This window comes from Streptomyces sp. NPDC088923 (assembly GCF_044749745.1).
GTDB lineage: Bacteria > Actinomycetota > Actinomycetes > Streptomycetales > Streptomycetaceae > Streptomyces.
Map to the genome: position 1 here is coordinate 1,248,844 of NZ_JBIVIO010000001.1, position 17,458 is coordinate 1,266,301.

Sequence of the window (17,458 nt, forward strand, 5' to 3'; positions counted from 1 at the left end):
CAAACGCAGGCGAACGTGGCCGGAAGCTGACGGCTCGTCATCACCTAACGTCAACACCCGTGACGCATGGCGACAGTTCTGTCCCGGCCGTTGACAAATCTTTAACCTGTCAGAAATCTGTTTTCAAGTGACTGCAAAAAATTGACTAGTTCACTAAAAAGACAGAGGACAGCATGAGACGGAAGCCATCCGTCCGGCGGGCCATCACCGGGCTGCTCGCGGCCTGCCTGATCCCCCTCGGACTGCTCCCCGCGACCGCGCACGCCGCCGCGTCGGCCGCGCCAGGACCCAACCTCGCGCTCGGCCGCCCCGCCACCGCGAGCGGCGCCAACGGCCAGTACGGCGCGGGCAACGTGACCGACGGCAACCAGAGTTCGTACTGGGAGGGGCCCGGCGCCTCGTTCCCGCAGTGGGTGCGCGTCGACCTCGGCGCCACCACCTCGGTCGACGAGGTGACGCTCAAGCTTCCGACCACGTGGGAGGCGCGCGACGAGACGCTGACCGTCCAGGGCAGCACGGACGGCAGCACGTGGAGCACGCTCTCCGCCTCGGCGAAGCGCACCTTCACGCCGAACTCAGCGAACGCCGTCACGGTCGGTTTCGCCGCCGCGGACGTCCGGTACGTGCGCGTGCAGGTGACCGCGAACACCGGCTGGCAGGCCGCCCAGCTCAGCGAGTTGGAGATCCGGGGCGAGGACGACGGAGGCACCGATCCCGGCGACCCCGGCACGCCGCCCGTCACCGGCACCAACCTCGCCAAGGGCAAGCCCGTCGAGGCGAACGGCTACGTCCACACCTTCATGCCCGCCAACGCCAACGACGGTGACACGAACACCTACTGGGAGTCCGCCGGGCTCCCGGGCCAGCTCACCGTGAAGCTCGGTGCCGACGCCGACATCTCCGGCGTCGTCGTCAAGCTCAACCCCGGGACGGACTGGGGCTCCCGCACCCAGGCGATCGAGGTGCAGGGTCGGGGCCAGAACGCGAGCGGCTTCTCCACCCTCAAGGCCCGCGCCGACTACGCCTTCAACCCGGCGGGCAACAAGAACACGGTGACCATCCCGGTGACCGGCCGCGCCGCCGACGTACGGCTCAACATCGCCGCCAACTCCGGTGCGCCCGGCGGCCAGGTCGCCGAGATCGAGGTCGTCGGCACCGCCGCGCCCAACCCCGACCTCACCCTCACCGACCTCAACTGGACGCCCGCCACACCGTCCGAGAAGGACGTGGTGACCGTCAAGGCGACCGTCCGCAACGCCGGTACGGCCGCCTCCGCCGCCACGACCGTGGACGTCAGCCTCGACGGCACCGTCGCGGGCAGCGCCTCCGTCGGCGCGCTCGCCGCCGGTGCCTCGCAGACCGTCTCGGTCGACGTCGGCAAGCGCCCGCAGGGCTCGTACACGGTCTCGGCCGTCGTCGACCCGAAGGGCACCGTCGTCGAGCAGGACGACAGCAACAACAGCCGCGCGGGCGCGAGCAAGCTCGTCGTCTCGCAGAGCCCCGGCCCCGACCTCCAGGTCACCGGCATCGCGACCAACCCGGAGAACCCGGCGGCCGGCGCGAACGTCAGCTTCACCGTCGCCGTCAAGAACCGCGGCACGACGGCCGTCCCGGCCGGGAGCGTCACGCGCCTGACCGCCGGTACGGCGACCCTCAACGGCACGACCCCCGCCGTCCCGGCCGGTGCGACCGTGCAGGTCCCGGTCTCCGGTACGTGGAAGGCCACCGACGGCGGCGCGACGCTCACCGCGACCGCCGACGCGACCAACACCGTCACCGAGACCAACGAGGACAACAACACCTTCGCCCGCTCGATCGTCGTCGGACGCGGCGCCGCCGTCCCGTACACCGAGTACGAGGCCGAGGACGGCACGTACACCGGCACGCTCCTGACCGCCGACGCGAAGCGCACCTTCGGCCACACCAACTTCGCCACCGAGTCGAGCGGCCGCAAGTCCGTCCGCCTCAACAACACCGGCGAATACGTCGAGTTCACCTCCACGACGCCCACCAACTCGATCGTCGTGCGCAACTCCATCCCGGACGCCGCGAACGGCGGCGGCCAGAACGCGACCCTGAGCCTGTACGCGGACGGCAAGTTCGTCCGCAAGCTCGACCTCAGCTCGAAGCACTCCTGGCTCTACGGCACCACCGACGACCCCGAGGGCCTCACCAACACCCCCGGCGGTGACGCCCGTCGGCTCTTCGACGAGGCCAACGCGCTGCTCACGCAGACCTATCCCCAGGGCACCAAGTTCCGTCTCCAGCGCGACGCGGGCGACAACGCGAGCTTCTACATCGTCGACCTGATCGACCTGGAGCAGGTCGCCCCGGCGAAGAGCAAGCCCGCCGAGTGCGCGTCCATCACCGAGTACGGCGCCGTGCCCAATGACGGCATCGACGACACCGACGCCATCCAGCGCGCCGTCATGGCCGACCAGAACGGGCAGATCCCCTGCGTCTGGATTCCGGCGGGGCAGTGGCGCCAGGAGCAGAAGATCCTCACCCCCGACCCGCAGCACCGGGGCCAGTACAACCAGGTCGGCATCAGGAACGTGAGGATCGTGGGCGCCGGCATGTGGCACTCGCAGCTCTACACGCTCACCGAGCCGCAGGACGCGGGCGGCATCAACCACCCGCACGAGGGCAACTTCGGCTTCGACATCGACGACAACACGCAGATCTCCGACCTCGCCATCTTCGGTTCGGGACGCATCCGCGGCGGCGACGGCAACGACGAGGGCGGTGTCGGCATCAACGGCCGCCTCGGCAAGGACACGAAGATCTCCAACGTGTGGATCGAGCACGCCAACGTCGGCGTCTGGGTCGGCCGCGACTACGCCAACATCCCGGAGTTGTGGAACCCGGGCGACGGCCTGGAGTTCAGCGGGATGCGCATCCGCGACACCTACGCGGACGGCATCAACTTCACCAACGGCACGCACAATTCGACCGTCTACAACTCGTCCTTCCGCAACACCGGCGACGACTCGCTCGCCGTCTGGTCGAGCAAGTACGTCAAGGACCCCTCGACGGACGTCGGCGCGAACAACCACTTCCGCAACAACACCGTCCAGCTGCCCTGGCGGGCCAACGGCATCGCGGTCTACGGCGGTTACGGGAACACCATCGAGAACAACGTCGTCTCCGACACGATGAACTACCCGGGCATCATGCTCGCCACCGACCACGACCCGATCCCCTTCAGCGGCCAGACGCTCATCTCGGGCAACACGCTGCACCGCACGGGCGGGGCCTTCTGGAACGAGGACCAGGAGTTCGGCGCCATCACGCTCTTCGCCCAGGGCGCGAGCATCCCCGGCGTCACGATCAAGGACACGGACATCCTCGACTCGACGTACGACGGCATCCAGTTCAAGACGGGTGGCGGCACGTACAGCGGGGTGAAGATCTCCAATGTCCGCATCGACAAGTCGAACAACGGCTCCGGCATCCTCGCGATGAGCGGCGCCCGGGGCGACGCGACCCTCTCGAACGTCACGATCTCCAACTCTCGTGACGGGGACGTGTTCACCGAGCCGGGATCGCAGTTCACCTTCACCGGCGCCCCGACGAAGGCCGCCGCCAAGCGCTGACCCTCGCGGGACGAGGCACCCGCGCGCGCCGGGGCCCGCCCGCTCCCCCCACACCGGGGGAGCGGGCGGGCCCTTCGTGGTGATACGGGTCTCTTCTCGTGTTTTTCCGGTTGATCGGGGCTTCTCGTTAGGATCGGAGCACAGTGATCGGGGGAACCGATCAATCGCCGACGTCAGCAGTACGGATCTCTTCTTCGTGAGCACGGAACACGTCCTCGCCGCCGACGGTCGCGCGCGGCAGCCCACCCTCGCCCAGCTGCGGGCCTTCGCCGCCGTCGCCGAGCACCTGCACTTCCGGCAGGCCGCCGCCGTCCTCGGCATGAGCCAGCCCGCCCTCTCCGGAGCGGTCTCCGCCCTGGAGGAGGCGCTCGGGGTCACGCTCGTCGAGCGGACCACGCGCAAGGTGCTGCTCTCGCCCGCCGGGGAGCGGCTCGCGGTACGCGCCAGGGGCGTGCTCGCCGAGGTCGCGGGGCTCCTGGAGGAGGCCGAGACGCTGCGGGCGCCGTTCACGGGGACGGTGCGGCTCGGGGTGATCCCGACCGTCGCCCCTTACCTGCTGCCCACCGTCCTCGACGTGTGCGCGCGCCGCTACCCCGACCTCGCGCTCGAAGTGCACGAGGAGCAGACCGCCGCGCTCAGTGAGGGCCTCGCCGCCGGGCGGCTCGACCTGCTGCTCCTCGCGCTGCCGCTCTCGACGCCCGGCTTCACCGAGATCCCCCTCTTCGACGAGGACTTCGTGCTCGTCACGCCGCTCGGGCACCGGCTCGGCGGGCGGGAGGGGCTGCCGCGCGACGTGCTCACCGAGCTGCCGCTCCTGCTGCTCGCGGAGGGGCACTGCCTGCGCGACCAGGCGCTCGACGTGTGCAGGGACGCGGGACGCGGGGAGGCGAAGGCCGTCACGACGACCGCGGCGGGGCTCTCGACGCTCGTACAGCTCGTGGCGGGCGGCCTCGGCGTGACCCTGCTGCCGAGGACCGCCGTACCGCTGGAGACGGGGCGCAATCCGCGCCTGGACACGGCGTACTTCGCCGATCCGGCGCCCCGCCGCCGGATCGGGCTCGTGCTCCGGGACGGCTCCGCGCGGGCGGGGCAGATGGCGGAGCTGGGGGAGGAGCTGCGGCGGGCGTTCGCGGGGCTGCCGGTACGGGCGGCGGGCTGAGCCCCGAGCGGCGCCCCCGCGGGGCCTCCGCCGGACAGGGCCTAGGCCACGACCGAGCCGTTCGTCACCGGGATGTCCGGCCACACCTCGCGCTCAAGGCGCCTGCGCTCCGCCCTCGTCCGGGCCGCCGCCTGCTGATCGGCCATGCTGCCGTCGAGGGCGGGGGCCGCGTGGACGGCACGGGCCGTACGGGCACGGGCGCGGCCGCGATCCGTACGCGACGAGGCCGCCGCGCGCGAGGGCCCCGCGTCCAGCGGGACGGACTCGCCGCCCGAAGCGGGGATGCCCGCCTTGTCCGCGCCCCGCTGGAAGAAGCGCAGCAACTCCACGGGGAACGGCATGACGAGCGTGCTGTTCTTCTCCGCCGCCACGTCCACCACCGTCTGCAGCAGCCTCAGCTGGAGCGCGCCCGGCGTGTCCGCCATCGTGCTCGCCGCCGAGGTGAGCTTGCGGGCCGCCTGGGCCTCGCCGTCCGCCGCGATGACCCGCGCGCGCCGCTCGCGCTCCGCCTCGGCCTGCTTCGACATGGACCGCATCATGTCCTGCGGCAGCGCGATGTCCTTGATCTCGACCCGCTCGACCCGTACCCCCCAGGGGTCCTCGGTCGGCGCGTCCATCACGGTGCGCAGTTCGGCGTTGATGCGGTCGCGGTCCGAGAGCAGCGTGTCGAGATCCGCCCGTCCGATGACGGAGCGCAGGGAGGTCTGCGCGATCTGCGAGACCGCGGAGGGATAGTCGCTCACGTTGACGAGCGCCTTGACCGGGTCGATGACGCGGAAGTAGACCACGGCGTCGACCGTGACGGTCACGTTGTCGTTGGTGATGGCGCCCTGCGGTGAGACGCCGAGCACCTCGGTCTGGATGGAGACCCGCTCCATGTGGTCGCCGACGGGCCGGATGAGACGCAGTCCGGGCTGCCTGAGGTGCGGCAGGAGGCGGCCGAAGCGGAAGACGACCCCGCGCTGGTACTGCTGCACGTTGCGCACGCTCAGCCCCAGCAGGATCACCACGAGAAGCGCCACCAGGACGATGGCGATGACGAGTCCGGTCATGAGTACCAACCCCAGGGCACGAGACATGGATGTGCCCGCACCTCCCACGGTAGGACTGTTCCGGTACGGGCGCGAACGGCCGCGTACCGGAACAGTCCCGCCGAAAAGGGTCGCCAGGAGGGGCCGCTACTCCGTGCGCAGCCCCGTCGCCCGCATCGTGCGGTGCAGCGCCGGGAGCGTCAGGAGCGTCACGAGGAGCATCGTGCCCGCGCCCGCGGCGACGAGCGGCAGGAAGACGAACCAGTCCACGACCTGCTTGTTGATGAGCCGCACCAGCGTCCAGCCGAGCGCGAGCCCGCCCACCGTCGCGACGCACAGCCCGAGCGCGACCGGGATCGCCGTCTGCCACAGCAGCGACCAGGCGAGCGAGGAGCGCTTCGTGCCGAAGGCCGCGAGCGCCGCGAGCAGCCGCTTGCGCTCGCGCAGTTGCTCCAGGAGCGAGACGAGCAGCGAGGCGCCGATCAGGAGCGTCGTCATGATCGCGCCCGCCGCCAGGCCGTGCCGCACGCTCGCGTACGTGGCGTCGCGGTGCGAGCTGGTGTACGCCCACATCCGCACGCTCGGGTCGACGGCCATGACCGCGTTGCGCGCCTGGTCGATCGCCTGCGCGTCGTCCTGGTCCGTCTTGACTCGCACGTTGGTCGAGCCGCCGCCCTTGCCGAGCATGCTCGCGTCGATGGCGCCCGGCGTGACGAGGAGCCCTGAGCCCTCGTCGCCCTCGGGGGTGCGGATGCCCTTGACGTCCCTGACCTCGCGCGGGAGCCGCCACAGCCGCCCGTGCTTCGTGTCCGGGGCGACGTCGATCTCCTGCCCCGCGCGGGCCACCTGCCACGTCTGGGTGTTGACGTCCTTGTCCCACTCCTCGTGGACCGTCTGCCGGGCCCGGAAGACGTCCCCGTCCGCGCACGAGGGCAGCTTCGCCTTCTCGCGCAGCGTCGCGCAGTCGCCGACCGTGATCCACACGGTGAGCGGCTCGCCGTCCTTGTCGAGCTTCCGGCCGGGGCGCGGTGTCTGGGCGTACCCGGTGATCTCCGCCGTCACCCGGTCCGCGCCGGGCGCCTTCACGGCCGCCGCGCGCAACCGCTCCGCGAGTTTCCAGTCGGTGATGTTGCTGGACACGCCGAGGGTCGCCCGGGTCGGGTCCTGTCCGGTCATCTTCTCGAAGTCGTCGCCGACCGAGCCGACCATCATCTGGAGCGCGATCGCGCCCGCCACGGCCACCGTGATCCCGCCGACCGCGCGGGCCGCCGTACCCCCGCTGAGCTGGAGCCTGCGCACGGCGAGCTGCCAGGGCACGGTGCCGCCGCGCAGCCGCCGCACCGCGAACTCGACGAGCCAGGGCAGCAGGGTCGCGAGCCCGATGAGGGCGAGCGAGGCGCCGCCCGCGAGGCGGTAGGGGTCGATGCTCTGCGCCTCGCGCTCGGCGGGCGTCGCGCGCAGCCGCTCGTCGGAGAGGAGCAGCGCGAGCCCCACGAGCGTGATGAGCAGCCGCCACCACAGCCTGCGCCTGCGTGGCGCGGACTGCCGGAAGACGCCGAGCGGTTCGATGCTCACCGCGCGCAGTGAGAAGAGCGTCACGGCGACCGCGCACACGGGCACGGCGAGCGCGACGAGCGCGGCGATCCCGGGCACGGGCGTGATGTCGTGGGGGAAGGCGCTGGTGCGCGTGATGCTCACGTACGGGGCGAACTGCCGCCCCACGAGGAGGAACACCACCCCCAGCACGAGCCCGAGCACCGCGGCGGCGAGCGCCTCGCCCGCCGCGATCCTGCGCGTACCGGCCGCGTCCGAGCCGACCAGGCGCAGCGCGGCGAGCCTGCGGTCGCGCCGCTCGCCGCCGAAGCGCACGGCGGTGCCGATGAAGAGCACGACGGGGATGAGCAGCACGACGCAGATCATGACGATGAGCGCGACGAGCAGCGGGTCCATCTCCTCGTGCAGGTTGAGGCGCTTGCCCCAGCCGTTCGCGTGCTGGAGGTCGCTGTGCGGCTTCGTCGCGAGGTCGCCGGGGTTGCCGTAGAAGTACAGCTCGCTCGGCTCGTCGAGGCCGCTCCCGCCGATCGTCCCGACTTCCTTGTACGGGGCGAAGCGGGCCTTCAGGACGGCGTCGCCCGAGCCGTGGAGCCGGTCGTGCAGCTCGGGCGAGACGAACATCTCGCCGGCCTTCGGGAAGCGGGCGAGTCCGGGCGGCGGGCTCGCCTCCTCGCCCTGCGCGGCGACCAGGAAGCCGCCGATCGTGACGTCCTGGTACTCGCTGGAGCCGTCCGAGATCAGGAAGGCGCGCGGCGACTTCTTCGCCGCGGCGGCCGAGAGCTTCGTCGGGCGGCGGTCGTCGAGGCGCTGGTCCTTGTTGGCGAGGAAGGTCGGCACCGAGGCGGCGACGAGGAGGAGCAGCACGCCGAGGCCGATGCCGACCGCCGTAAGCGCCGTCCGCGTCCAGCCCTCGCGGCCTCCCGAGACGGCGAAGCGCACGCCGAGGAGCAGGTCGCGCGCCCAGGTGGCGAGGCGGCCCGTCGCGGTGGGCGCGGGCGGGGGCGGGGGAGCGGCGTCCGCGTGCCTGTCGAGCGTGAGGGGGCTGGTCATACGAGGCGCTCCATATCCCGGGAGCGGCCGTCCCGTACGACGACCTCGCGGTCCGAGTACGCGGCGACGCGGGCCTCGTGCGTGACGAGGACGACGGCGGCGTTGGTGACGCGCGCGGCCTCGGTGAGCAGTTCCATGACGCGTTCGCCGTTGAGCGAGTCGAGCGCCCCGGTCGGCTCGTCGGCGAAGACGACGCGCGGCCCGGTGACGAGCGAACGGGCGACGGCGACGCGCTGCCCCTGCCCGCCTGAGACCTCCCCGGGCCGCTTGGCCGCCAGGTCCTCGACCTCCAGTCGCTCCATCCAGGCGTACGCGGCCTTCTCGGCCTCCTTGCGCTTGACGCCGTTGAGGCGCAGCGGCAGCGCCACGTTCTCGACGCAGCTCAGCTCGGGCACGAGCTGGCCGAACTGGAAGACGAAGCCGAAATCGCTGCGGCGCAGGGCGCTGCGGCGGCTCTCGGGGAGCGCGCTCAGCTCGGTGCCGCCGTAGTGGATCGTGCCCGCGTCCGGCGGGACGATCCCGGCGAGGCAGTGCAGCAGCGTGGACTTGCCGGAGCCGGACGGCCCCATGATGGCGACGACCTCGCCCGCGTGGATGGAGAACTCGGCTCCGTCGAGCGCGGTCGTGGGGCCGTAGGACTTGCGCAGTCCCTCGGCGGAGAGCAGGGAGCCCGAGGGGATCATCCGGTCACTTCCTTGGCGAGCTTGCCGAGCCTGGCGGTCGCCAGCTCCAGCCAGCGCAGATCGGCTTCGAGGTGGAACAGTGCGTGGTCGCAGATGAGCTGGTCGGCGAAGTCGCCCTTCCGCTTGCGTTCGGTGAGCGAGCGCATCAGGCGCAGGTGCTCGGAGCGCTGCACGTCCATGACGTCGTGCGCGTCCCGCTTGGTGAGCAGTGCGAGGACGACCTTCGTGTACAGCGTCGACTGGAGGTACGGCTCGGGCTTCTCGGGCGTCGCGAGCCACTGGGCGACGTCGGTGACCCCGGCGTCCGTGATCGCGTACCGCTTGCGCTCGGGGCCCTCGCCCGCCTCTATCCCGTCGACCTCGACGAGGCCGTTCTTCAGGAGGCGGGACATGGTCGAGTAGACCTGGCCGTAGTGCAGCGGCTTGTCGTGCCCGAACTTCTCGTCGAAGGCGCGCTTGAGGTCGTACCCGTGGCGTGGCCCCGTTTCGAGGAGGCCGAGGAGTGTGTGACCGATGGACATGGCGAGGACTATACACAGGGGGTATACGCGGTGGGTATACGTGGGGTGTATAGCTGCGCGGAAAGAGGGCCGGCCCCCTGGGGGACCGGCCCGTGACCTGCGGTGACGTCTCAGTCGTGCGTCTCCCGCGCCTCGTCTTCGGCGGGCCGCCCCGGCGGCCGTCCCCTGCGAGGGATCGGGGCCGCCGAGGACGGCAGCCGGCCCGCCTCGGCGAGGGCGCGGCGGAGCAGGTACTCGATCTGCGCGTTGCTGCTGCGCAGTTCGTCGGCCGCCCAGCGGGCCAGGGCGTCGTGCACCTTCGGGTCGAGGCGCAGGAGCACCTGCTTACGGGCCGGGCGCGCCGTTCGCCGCGTACGCTCCCGCTCGCCGGAGGCGGACCCCTCGTCCGCCGCGCTGTCGTTCATCTCCGCCTCGCCCCTCGACCGTGCTGTCAGGGTGTGCTCGTCAGTAGAGGGTGCCCGCGTTCACGACCGGCTGGGTGGCCCGGTCCCCGCACAGCACGACGAGCAGGTTGCTCACCATGGCCGCCTTGCGCTCCTCGTCCAGCTCCACGATGTCCTCCTGCTGGATGCGGGCGAGGGCCTGCTCGACCATGCCGACCGCGCCCTCGACGATGAGCCTGCGCGCGTCCACGACCGCGCCCGCCTGCTGGCGCTGGAGCATCGCGGAGGCGATCTCGGGGGCGTACGCGAGGTGGGTGAAGCGGGACTCGACGATCTCGACGCCCGCCGCCTCGACGCGCGCGTGCAGTTCGAGCGCGAGCTTCTCGGTGATCTCCTCGGCGTTCCCGCGCAGCGAGAGGCCCTCGTCCTCGTGGGCGTCGTACGGGTACTCGATGGCGATGTGCCGCACGGCCGCCTCGGTCTGCGTCGCGACGAACTCCAGGAAGTCGTCGACCTCGAAGCTCGCCTGCGCGGTGTCCTCGACGCGCCACACGACCACGGCCGCCAGCTCGATCGGGTTCCCGTAGGCGTCGTTGACCTTGAGGACGGCCGTCTCGTGGTTGCGCACGCGCGTGGAGATCTTCGTGCGGCTCGTGAGCGGGTTGACCCAGCGCAGCCCGTCGGTGCGGATCGTGCCCCGGTAGCGGCCGAAGAGCTGGACCACGCGGGCCTCGCCGGGCGCGACCATGTTGAGCCCCGCCATGGCGAAGATCGAGGCGATGGCGAGGAGGATGCCGACGACGATGAGCACCGCCTTGGCGCCCGTCGAGTCGACGGCGCTCGCGAGCGCGGCGAGCCCGATGCCGACGACGAGGCCGAGCAGCCCGAGGAGCAGGGCGAGCCCGCCGCCGATGCTCTTCGCGGTGAACTCCGTCACGCGCGGCTTCGGCATCTCGGTGAGCTGACCGGCCGCGAGCTCGTCCCCGCGCGGGGTCTCGGGTGTGGGGTGGGTGGACATGGGTGGTTCCCCCGTTCTGTCGCGGATGGGGCGGCGGCGACGGTGGTGACCGCTGGGACACACCGCCCCTGACCTGGGGCGGCGCGCTCGCGCACCGGGGGCCGACAGGCTCCCGTACCGCCGCTGCCGCGCTCTCAAAGTGATATCAGATTACCCCGGATGGCAACCATCCACACCTCCGTGGAGTCGGTTTCAGTACGGGACGGTGCTGATTGTCACGTCCGGAAAAGACACGATCGGAAGCCGTTTGTCCAAGAGCGCGGTGTTAGCTTTCAAAGCTGATCGAGCCACGGTGCGCGCGACGGAGCGAGCCGCCGTGGACCGCGACGCACACCACTGAGAAGGAGCGGCCGTCGACATGGGGCGAGCGGACGAGAGGCGAGCACGTCGCGGGGGCGGCGACTCGCGCGGGCGTGTGCGCCGCCTGTTCACGTGGAAGAAGCTGCTCGGCACCTTCTTCGGGCTGTGCCTGCTCGGGATAGCCGGCTTCGTCGGCCTCTACCTGTACGTCGACGTGCCCGAGGGCAACCCCGACGCGACGCAGCAGGCCAACGTCTACAAGTTCAAGGACGGCACCGTCCTCGCCCGCACCGGCGAGCGCAACCGCGAGATCGTCAGCCTCGACCGCGTCCCGAAGGACGTCCAGCACTCCTTCGTCGCCGCCGAGAACAAGAGCTTCTACAAGGACAAGGGCGTCGACCTCAAGGGCACCGCGCGCGGCCTGCTCAACACGGTCACCGGCAAGGGCAAGCAGGGCGGCTCGACGATCACCCAGCAGTACGTGAAGAACTACTACCTCACCGCCGACCAGACCGTGAGCCGCAAGCTCAAGGAACTGGTCATCTCGCTCAAGGTCGATCAGAAGTACTCCAAGGACGACATCCTCGCCGGGTACATCAACACGAGCTACTACGGCCGGGGCGCCTACGGCATCCAGGCCGCCGCCCAGGCGTACTACGGCATCGACGCCGACCAGCTGAACGTCACCCAGGGCGCCTACCTCGCCGCCCTCCTCCAGGCCCCGAGCCAGTACGACTGGTCCGTCGCGACGCCCACCGGCAAGGCCCTCGTCACGAAGCGCTGGAACTACGTGCTCGACAACATGGTCGACCAGCACTGGCTCGGCGCCGGGGAGCGCGCGGAGCTCAAGTTCCCCGTCCCGCACAAGGAACAGCGCGACGCCGGGCTCACCGGGCAGAAGGGCTACCTCCAGACCGCCGCCCGCAACGAGCTCATACGCACCGTCGCCAAGAACGACGACCTCTCGCTCGACGACGCGAAGGCCAAGGTCGACGCGGGCGGCTACACCGTCACGCTCAACATCGACCCGAAGAAGCAGGCCCGGCTGGAGAAGTCGGTCAAGAACCGCCTGACCTCGAAGCTCGACCCCAAGAACCGCACCGTGGACGCGAACGTGCAGGCCGGAGCCGCCTCCGTCGACCCGAAGAACGGCAAGGTCCTCGCCCTCTACGGCGGCAAGGGCTGGCCGGACCACTACACCGACAACGCGACCCGCACCGACTACCAGGTCGCCTCCACGTTCAAGCCGCTCATCCTGACCGCCGCCCTGGAGAACGGCGCGACGACGCAGGACGGCAAGCCCATCACCGCGTCCACGATCTACGACGGCACGAGCAAGCGCCCGGTCAAGGGCAGCGACATCGCCTTCGACCCGCCCAACGAGGACGGCGTCGACTACGGGCCGATCAACGTCCAGACCGCGATGAACAAGTCCGTGAACTCCGTCTTCGCGCAGATGGGCGTCGACGTCGGGATGGACGAGGTCATGAAGACCGCCGGCAAGCTCGGCATGGACGTCGAGAACGAGCAGGCCGTGCCCGCGCAGACCCTCGGCTCGATGGGCGCGAGCCCGCTCCAGATGGCCGGCGTGTACGCGACGCTCGACCACCACGGACGCAAGGTCACCCCGCAGATCCTCAAGTCCGTCACGTACGGCGGCGCCGACGTCAAGCTGCCGAGCGCGATCGGCGACCAGGTCGTCAGCCGCCAGACCGCCGACTCGGTCACCTCGGTCCTCACCGGCGTCGTCGACGACGGCACCGGCAGCGCGGTCCGCAACAGCCGCCAGCCGGTCGCGGGCAAGACCGGTACGTCCGACGACAACAAGTCGGCCTGGTTCACCGGCTTCACCCCGGACCTCGTCACCTCGGTCGGCGTCTTCGGCGAGGCGGGCAAGGACGGGACGACGTCGGACGGCACCACGTACAAGAAGGGCGCTCAGGTCACGCTGAGCGGCGCGGCGGGCGGCGGCCGGGTCAACGGCGGCGGCTTCCCCGCGCAGATCTGGGCCGACTACACCTTCGCGGTCGTGGGCGCCCCCGAGAAGTTCGACCTCGACACCGACATGGGCGCGGCCACCACCCCGACCGTCGACCCCACCCCCTCGGACACACCGACCCCCTCGGACACCCCGTCCCCGTCCACATCGGCCCCCGAGGAACCGACCCCGGACCCGACCACCGAGTCCCCGGACCCCGACCCGACCACCCCGAGCCCCGACCCCACGGACACGGGCGACGGCGGCCTCCCCACGAACAGCCCCGACCCCGGCGACCCGGGCGAGGGCGGGCCCTCCTTCCCGCCCCTGCCCGGCCAGGGCGGGCAGGACCCCGGCGGGGACGGCAACGGCTTCTGACGGCGAAAGGTGCCCCCGGCCACGGAACGGAACCGTGGCCGGGGGCACCGGCGTACGTGCGCGGCGGCGATGCGCGTACGAAGGCGCGCCCCCCTACGCGGGCGCCTCTGCGCACGCCTCCTGCGCACGCGCCCCTACGCGTCCAGCTCGAACCACACGACCTTCCCGTTCCCGAGCCGTGTCGCGTCCCACCTGCGCGCGAGCCGCTTCACCAGGAACAGCCCGCGCCCGCCCTCGTCCGTCGTCCGCGCGTTCCGCACCCGGGGCAGCTGCGGCACGTCGTCGCCGACCTCCACCCGGAGCACGTCGGTGCGCAGCAGCCGCAGCGTGACGGGGCGCGTGGCGTACCGGATCGCGTTCGTCACGACCTCGCTCACCAGCAACTGCACGGTGTCGATGTGCCGCTCCAGGCCCCACCGCTCCAGCGCCTCCCGCGCGAGGCGCCGGGCGCGGGAGACGGCGCGCGGCTCCGCGTCGAGGAACCAGAAGGCGACGTCCTCCGGCGCGATTCCCTGGAAGCGCGCGGCGAGCAGCGCGATGTCGTCGTCGCGGTCGCTCGGACCGAGCACGTCGAGCACCGAGTCGCACAGCGCCTCCAGCGGCGGCGCGTGGTCGGCGCCCGTGAGCCGCGCGGTCTCGGCGAGCTTCTCGGTGAGCTGCTCGATCCCCGTCCACACGTCCCGCAGCCGCGATTCCACGAGCCCGTCCGTGTAGAGCAGCAGCGTCGCCCCCGAGGGCGCGTCCAGCTCGACGGCCTCGAAGTCCACCCCGCCCACCCCGATCGGCGCCCCCGGCGGCACGCTGAGCACCTCGGCGCGCCCGTCCATGTGGAGCAGGAGGGGCGGCGGGTGGCCCGCGTTGGCGACCGTGATGCGGTGCGAGACGGGGTCGTAGACGACGTACACGCACGTCGCCATGCGGTCGCTGCCGAGCCGCTGCGCCTGCTCGTCGAGGTGGTGCAGGACCTCGGTCGGCGGCAGGTCGAGCCCGGCGAGGGTCTGCGCGGTGGTCCGCAACTGGCCCATGATCGCCGCCGAGGTCATCGAGTGGCCCATGACGTCGCCCACGACGAGCGCGACGCGCGAGCCCGGCAGCGGGATCGCGTCGTACCAGTCGCCGCCGACGCGCGCCGTCTCGGCCGCCGGAAGGTACCGGCTCGCGAGCCGCACCCCGGTCGCGTTGGGCAGCGTCTCGGGGAGCATCATGCGCTGCAACTCGTCCGCGATGTACGCCTCGCGCCCGTAGAGCACCGCCTTGTCGACGCCGAGCGCGGAGTGAGTCGCGAGCTGCGCCGCGACGAGGAGGTCGTCGGGCGCGAAGGGCACCCGCTCGGGGGCGCGCAGGAAGACGGCCGCGCCGATCACCCGGCGGCGCCCGCGCAGCGGGGCGAGGATCGCCCGCCGCCCGTCCACCCCGTCGAGCGGCGGTACGGCGTCGGCGCCGAGCAGTTCGGGGAGCGCGGCCCGCGCCGCCTCCGAGCCGCCGAAGAGCGGCCGGACCCCGCGCAGCACCTCGGCGAGCGCGCCGTCCGGCTCGACCTCGCACGTCTGCGCCCCGCGCACCGAGCCGTCCGGGAGCGGCGTCGCGGGCAGGAGCGCTCCCGAGAGCGTGTACTGCCCGGTGAGCATCCCCGGGTCGGGGATGCGGTCGGTGCGGCGCAGCCGCAGCACCAGGGGACCGGTGGGGCGTTCGTCGCCGACCGGGAGCGGATCGCGGAGGTAGACGAGGATCGCGTCGGCGAAGACCGGCACGCTCGCCCGGCACAGGCCCATGACGATCTCGTCGAGGTCGATGCCGCGCGCGATCCGGCGCGTCGCCGCGCCGACGAAACGCAGTCGCTCGCCCTCGGCGCGCTCGCGCTCCTGTTCGCTCGGGTGCGCGGGGGCCTCCTCGTTGAAGGCGCGCGGCGCCGAGGTGCCCCCGGCGGGCGCGGGCGCGGTGTCGGCGCGCGGCCGGACGGGCTCGGCGGCGTCGGGCGCGTCGCCGCCCCCGGCGTCCCGGGCGTGGCCACCGCCCTCGGCGCGCTCGCGCTCCTGGCCGGGCGGCGCCGCGTGCGCGGCGGGGACCTGCGGCGCGGGCAGGGGCTGCCCCGCCGCGCCGTGCGCGGCGTGCAGCAGGCCGCCCGGCGCCTGCGGGTGGGGGGTGGGTTGCTCGGTCACGCGTGTCGAATCCGTCCGTCCGGCTGAGCGGCCCGCGCTCAGACGCGCCGGCAGTTCAGGAAGAGCTGGAACTCGGGAGGGGTGTCGGTGCTGGCGGGGGCGTACGAGTACGCGTCCTCGCCAACGATCTCGAACCCGGCATCCCGCACGGTACGGCGCAACTCCTCGCGGAGGTAGCCCGATACCCGGATCTCGTGCCCCAGGAACGGAATCGCCGCGTCGTCGAGGTCGGCCTCGACCATCGAGAGGGCGAGCAGCCCGCCGGGGACGAGCAGGGAGTGCAGGGAGCGCAGGGCGTGCGGGATCTCCGGGCGCGGCAGCATGAGCAGGGTGAAGAAGCACGTGATGCCGTCGAAGCGGCCGAGCCCGTCCGGGCCCTCGGCGCGCAGCGAGGCCACGTCGCGCCGCAGGAACCGCGCCCCGGGGACGTGCGTCGTGGCCAGTTCCACCATCCCGGGCGAGAGATCGACCCCGGTGACGTCGAACCCGGCCTCGACGAGGCTCTTCGCGGTCGGCAGCCCCGTACCGCTGCCCACGTCCAGGACCCGGGCCCCGGCCGGCAGCTCCTTCGCGAGCCACTCACCGGCCGCGAGCTGGCCCTCCTTGTGCGGGAAGGCCTCGTCGTAGCGCTGTCCGATGGCGTCGAACGCCGCCGCCTGCCCCGCGCGGTCCGGCGCACCGGCCCCGTATCCCTCGTACCCCACGCTCACGTACTGTCCGCCCCTCGTTGACTCTCCGTCAACCTCCGTGCGCGTCACGGCGGTTGCGCCCCACAGCGGGCCGTCTCGCGGAGCTAGATCCTACGTTTGCCCCTCCGGGGGGCGGCAAGAGTCTCATGCACCCGGCTCGACCGCCCCGCACCAGGGCACGGCGGCCCCGCGCCCTGGCACGGCGCTCCCGCGCCCCCGCCCGGTGCTCTCATGCCGTCAGCTCGGCGGGCAGCCGGTCCCAGTCGGCGGGGAGCGGCGGTACGGGCCAGGAGGGCTCGGGCCGCCACTGGGCCCACGGCTCGCTGAACGGGGCGCCCCAGGACTGGATGAGGGCAAGCGCCGCGCGCCCCGCCTCGCGTACCCCCGCCGCCGTCTGGGCGCTCATCAGCCCGTCCGCGCACGCCTGCGCGAACTCGTCCTCGTCCCGCCAGGACCAGGAGCGGTCCCGCTGGACGTCGATGTCGAGGAAATGGTCCACGGAGTCCACGCCCGCCGGGTGCCTGCGCAGCGGCTGCTCCAGATTCACGTACCAGTTCCTGAAGGTCCAGTCCTCGTCCCACCACAGCCACACCGACCACGGTTCACCGGCACGGGCGAGCTTGAGGACCCCGTTTCCCCACCAGGGCTCACGCCCGGTGGTACGGGGGCGCGTGTACCGGCTCGCGAGGGGCTCGGCGTGCACCGGGGTCCCGTCCGCGAAGACCGGCCGGACGCACTCCGTACCCGGCGCGAGCCAGGCCACGAGCCGGTCCCCGGTGTCCTCCACGACCGTCATGGGGCGGCAGATGTGCACGCCTTCGTCGCCACGGGTCCCGTTGGCGCGGTAGCGCCAGAGGATGGGGGTGCCGGGGGACCAGCGGGGGGCGGCGGTTTCGTGGGGCATGCGCGGATTTTACGCCCGGCTCCGGTCGTCCCCGCCGCCCGCTTCAGCGCCCGCT

At 72.0% G+C, this 17,458-nt stretch carries 12 protein-coding genes; 3 read left to right on the forward strand and 9 right to left on the reverse strand.

Annotation, left to right across the window (positions count from 1 at the left end; translation table 11 throughout):
• Positions 1 to 173 precede the first annotated feature (173 nt).
• Positions 174 to 3,596: a CARDB domain-containing protein gene (locus ACIP4O_RS05945; protein WP_401571968.1), complete on the forward strand. Its 3,423-nt coding sequence runs from the start codon at positions 174 to 176 to the stop codon at positions 3,594 to 3,596.
• A 196-nt stretch (positions 3,597 to 3,792) separates the two neighbouring features.
• Positions 3,793 to 4,755, forward strand: a complete 963-nt coding sequence (locus ACIP4O_RS05950) for a LysR substrate-binding domain-containing protein (protein ID WP_361320594.1) — start codon at positions 3,793 to 3,795, stop codon at positions 4,753 to 4,755.
• 41 nt (positions 4,756 to 4,796) lie between these two features.
• Here ACIP4O_RS05950 and ACIP4O_RS05955 read toward each other — a convergent pair whose 3' ends face one another.
• From ACIP4O_RS05955 to ACIP4O_RS05980, 6 genes are all read right to left on the reverse strand, one after another.
• Complete coding sequence (locus ACIP4O_RS05955; protein ID WP_401571972.1) at positions 4,797 to 5,807, reverse strand: SPFH domain-containing protein; 1,011 nt, start codon at positions 5,805 to 5,807, stop codon at positions 4,797 to 4,799.
• 126 nt (positions 5,808 to 5,933) lie between these two features.
• On the reverse strand, positions 5,934 to 8,390 hold the full coding sequence (locus ACIP4O_RS05960) for an FtsX-like permease family protein (RefSeq protein ID WP_401571975.1): 2,457 nt from the start codon (positions 8,388 to 8,390) through the stop codon (positions 5,934 to 5,936).
• Positions 8,387 to 9,073: an ABC transporter ATP-binding protein gene (locus ACIP4O_RS05965; RefSeq protein ID WP_361320600.1), complete on the reverse strand. Its 687-nt coding sequence runs from the start codon at positions 9,071 to 9,073 to the stop codon at positions 8,387 to 8,389. Before ACIP4O_RS05965 ends, ACIP4O_RS05960 begins: the two co-directional genes overlap by 4 nt.
• Entirely contained in the window at positions 9,070 to 9,594 is a 525-nt protein-coding gene (locus ACIP4O_RS05970; protein WP_361320602.1) for a PadR family transcriptional regulator, read from the reverse strand. The genes ACIP4O_RS05965 and ACIP4O_RS05970 overlap by 4 nt, the downstream gene beginning before the upstream one ends.
• A 110-nt stretch (positions 9,595 to 9,704) precedes the next feature.
• Positions 9,705 to 9,998 (reverse strand): hypothetical protein, encoded by a 294-nt coding sequence (locus tag ACIP4O_RS05975; protein WP_401571978.1) that lies wholly within the window; start codon positions 9,996 to 9,998, stop codon positions 9,705 to 9,707.
• A 40-nt stretch (positions 9,999 to 10,038) separates the two neighbouring features.
• On the reverse strand, positions 10,039 to 10,995 hold the full coding sequence (locus ACIP4O_RS05980; protein WP_401571981.1) for an SPFH domain-containing protein: 957 nt from the start codon (positions 10,993 to 10,995) through the stop codon (positions 10,039 to 10,041).
• A gap of 358 nt (positions 10,996 to 11,353) precedes the next feature.
• On the opposite strand from ACIP4O_RS05980, the gene ACIP4O_RS05985 reads away from it, so the two are divergent.
• A complete protein-coding gene (locus tag ACIP4O_RS05985) occupies positions 11,354 to 13,651 on the forward strand; it encodes a transglycosylase domain-containing protein (protein WP_401571984.1) in 2,298 nt (765 codons plus the stop codon).
• 134 nt (positions 13,652 to 13,785) lie between these two features.
• Here the strand turns inward: ACIP4O_RS05985 and ACIP4O_RS05990 are convergent, their stop codons facing one another.
• The 3 genes from ACIP4O_RS05990 to ACIP4O_RS06000 all read right to left on the reverse strand — a co-directional run bounded on the left by ACIP4O_RS05990 (position 13,786) and on the right by ACIP4O_RS06000 (position 17,403).
• Positions 13,786 to 15,810 (reverse strand): SpoIIE family protein phosphatase, encoded by a 2,025-nt coding sequence (locus ACIP4O_RS05990; protein WP_401571986.1) that lies wholly within the window; start codon positions 15,808 to 15,810, stop codon positions 13,786 to 13,788.
• A 38-nt stretch (positions 15,811 to 15,848) separates the two neighbouring features.
• Positions 15,849 to 16,520: a class I SAM-dependent methyltransferase gene (locus tag ACIP4O_RS05995; protein ID WP_401571989.1), complete on the reverse strand. Its 672-nt coding sequence runs from the start codon at positions 16,518 to 16,520 to the stop codon at positions 15,849 to 15,851.
• A 208-nt stretch (positions 16,521 to 16,728) separates the two neighbouring features.
• The gene (locus ACIP4O_RS06000; RefSeq protein WP_401571992.1) at positions 16,729 to 17,403 is read right to left on the reverse strand and encodes a DUF402 domain-containing protein; all 675 of its coding nucleotides are present in this window, start codon (positions 17,401 to 17,403) and stop codon (positions 16,729 to 16,731) included.
• Positions 17,404 to 17,458: the final 55 nt, after the last annotated feature.

Excerpts from the sequence above, each read along its gene's own strand:
- ACIP4O_RS05970 (WP_361320602.1), bottom strand. The coding sequence starts at position 9,594 with ATGTCCATCGGTCACACACTCCTCGGCCTCCTCGAAACGGGGCCACGC.
- ACIP4O_RS05945 (WP_401571968.1), top strand. The coding sequence starts at position 174 with ATGAGACGGAAGCCATCCGTCCGGCGGGCCATCACCGGGCTGCTCGCG.
- ACIP4O_RS06000 (WP_401571992.1), bottom strand. The coding sequence starts at position 17,403 with ATGCCCCACGAAACCGCCGCCCCCCGCTGGTCCCCCGGCACCCCCATC.
- ACIP4O_RS05955 (WP_401571972.1), bottom strand. The coding sequence starts at position 5,807 with ATGACCGGACTCGTCATCGCCATCGTCCTGGTGGCGCTTCTCGTGGTG.
- ACIP4O_RS05980 (WP_401571981.1), bottom strand. The coding sequence starts at position 10,995 with ATGTCCACCCACCCCACACCCGAGACCCCGCGCGGGGACGAGCTCGCG.
- ACIP4O_RS05985 (WP_401571984.1), top strand. The coding sequence starts at position 11,354 with ATGGGGCGAGCGGACGAGAGGCGAGCACGTCGCGGGGGCGGCGACTCG.
- ACIP4O_RS05960 (WP_401571975.1), bottom strand. The coding sequence starts at position 8,390 with ATGACCAGCCCCCTCACGCTCGACAGGCACGCGGACGCCGCTCCCCCG.
- ACIP4O_RS05965 (WP_361320600.1), bottom strand. The coding sequence starts at position 9,073 with ATGATCCCCTCGGGCTCCCTGCTCTCCGCCGAGGGACTGCGCAAGTCC.
- ACIP4O_RS05975 (WP_401571978.1), bottom strand. The coding sequence starts at position 9,998 with ATGAACGACAGCGCGGCGGACGAGGGGTCCGCCTCCGGCGAGCGGGAG.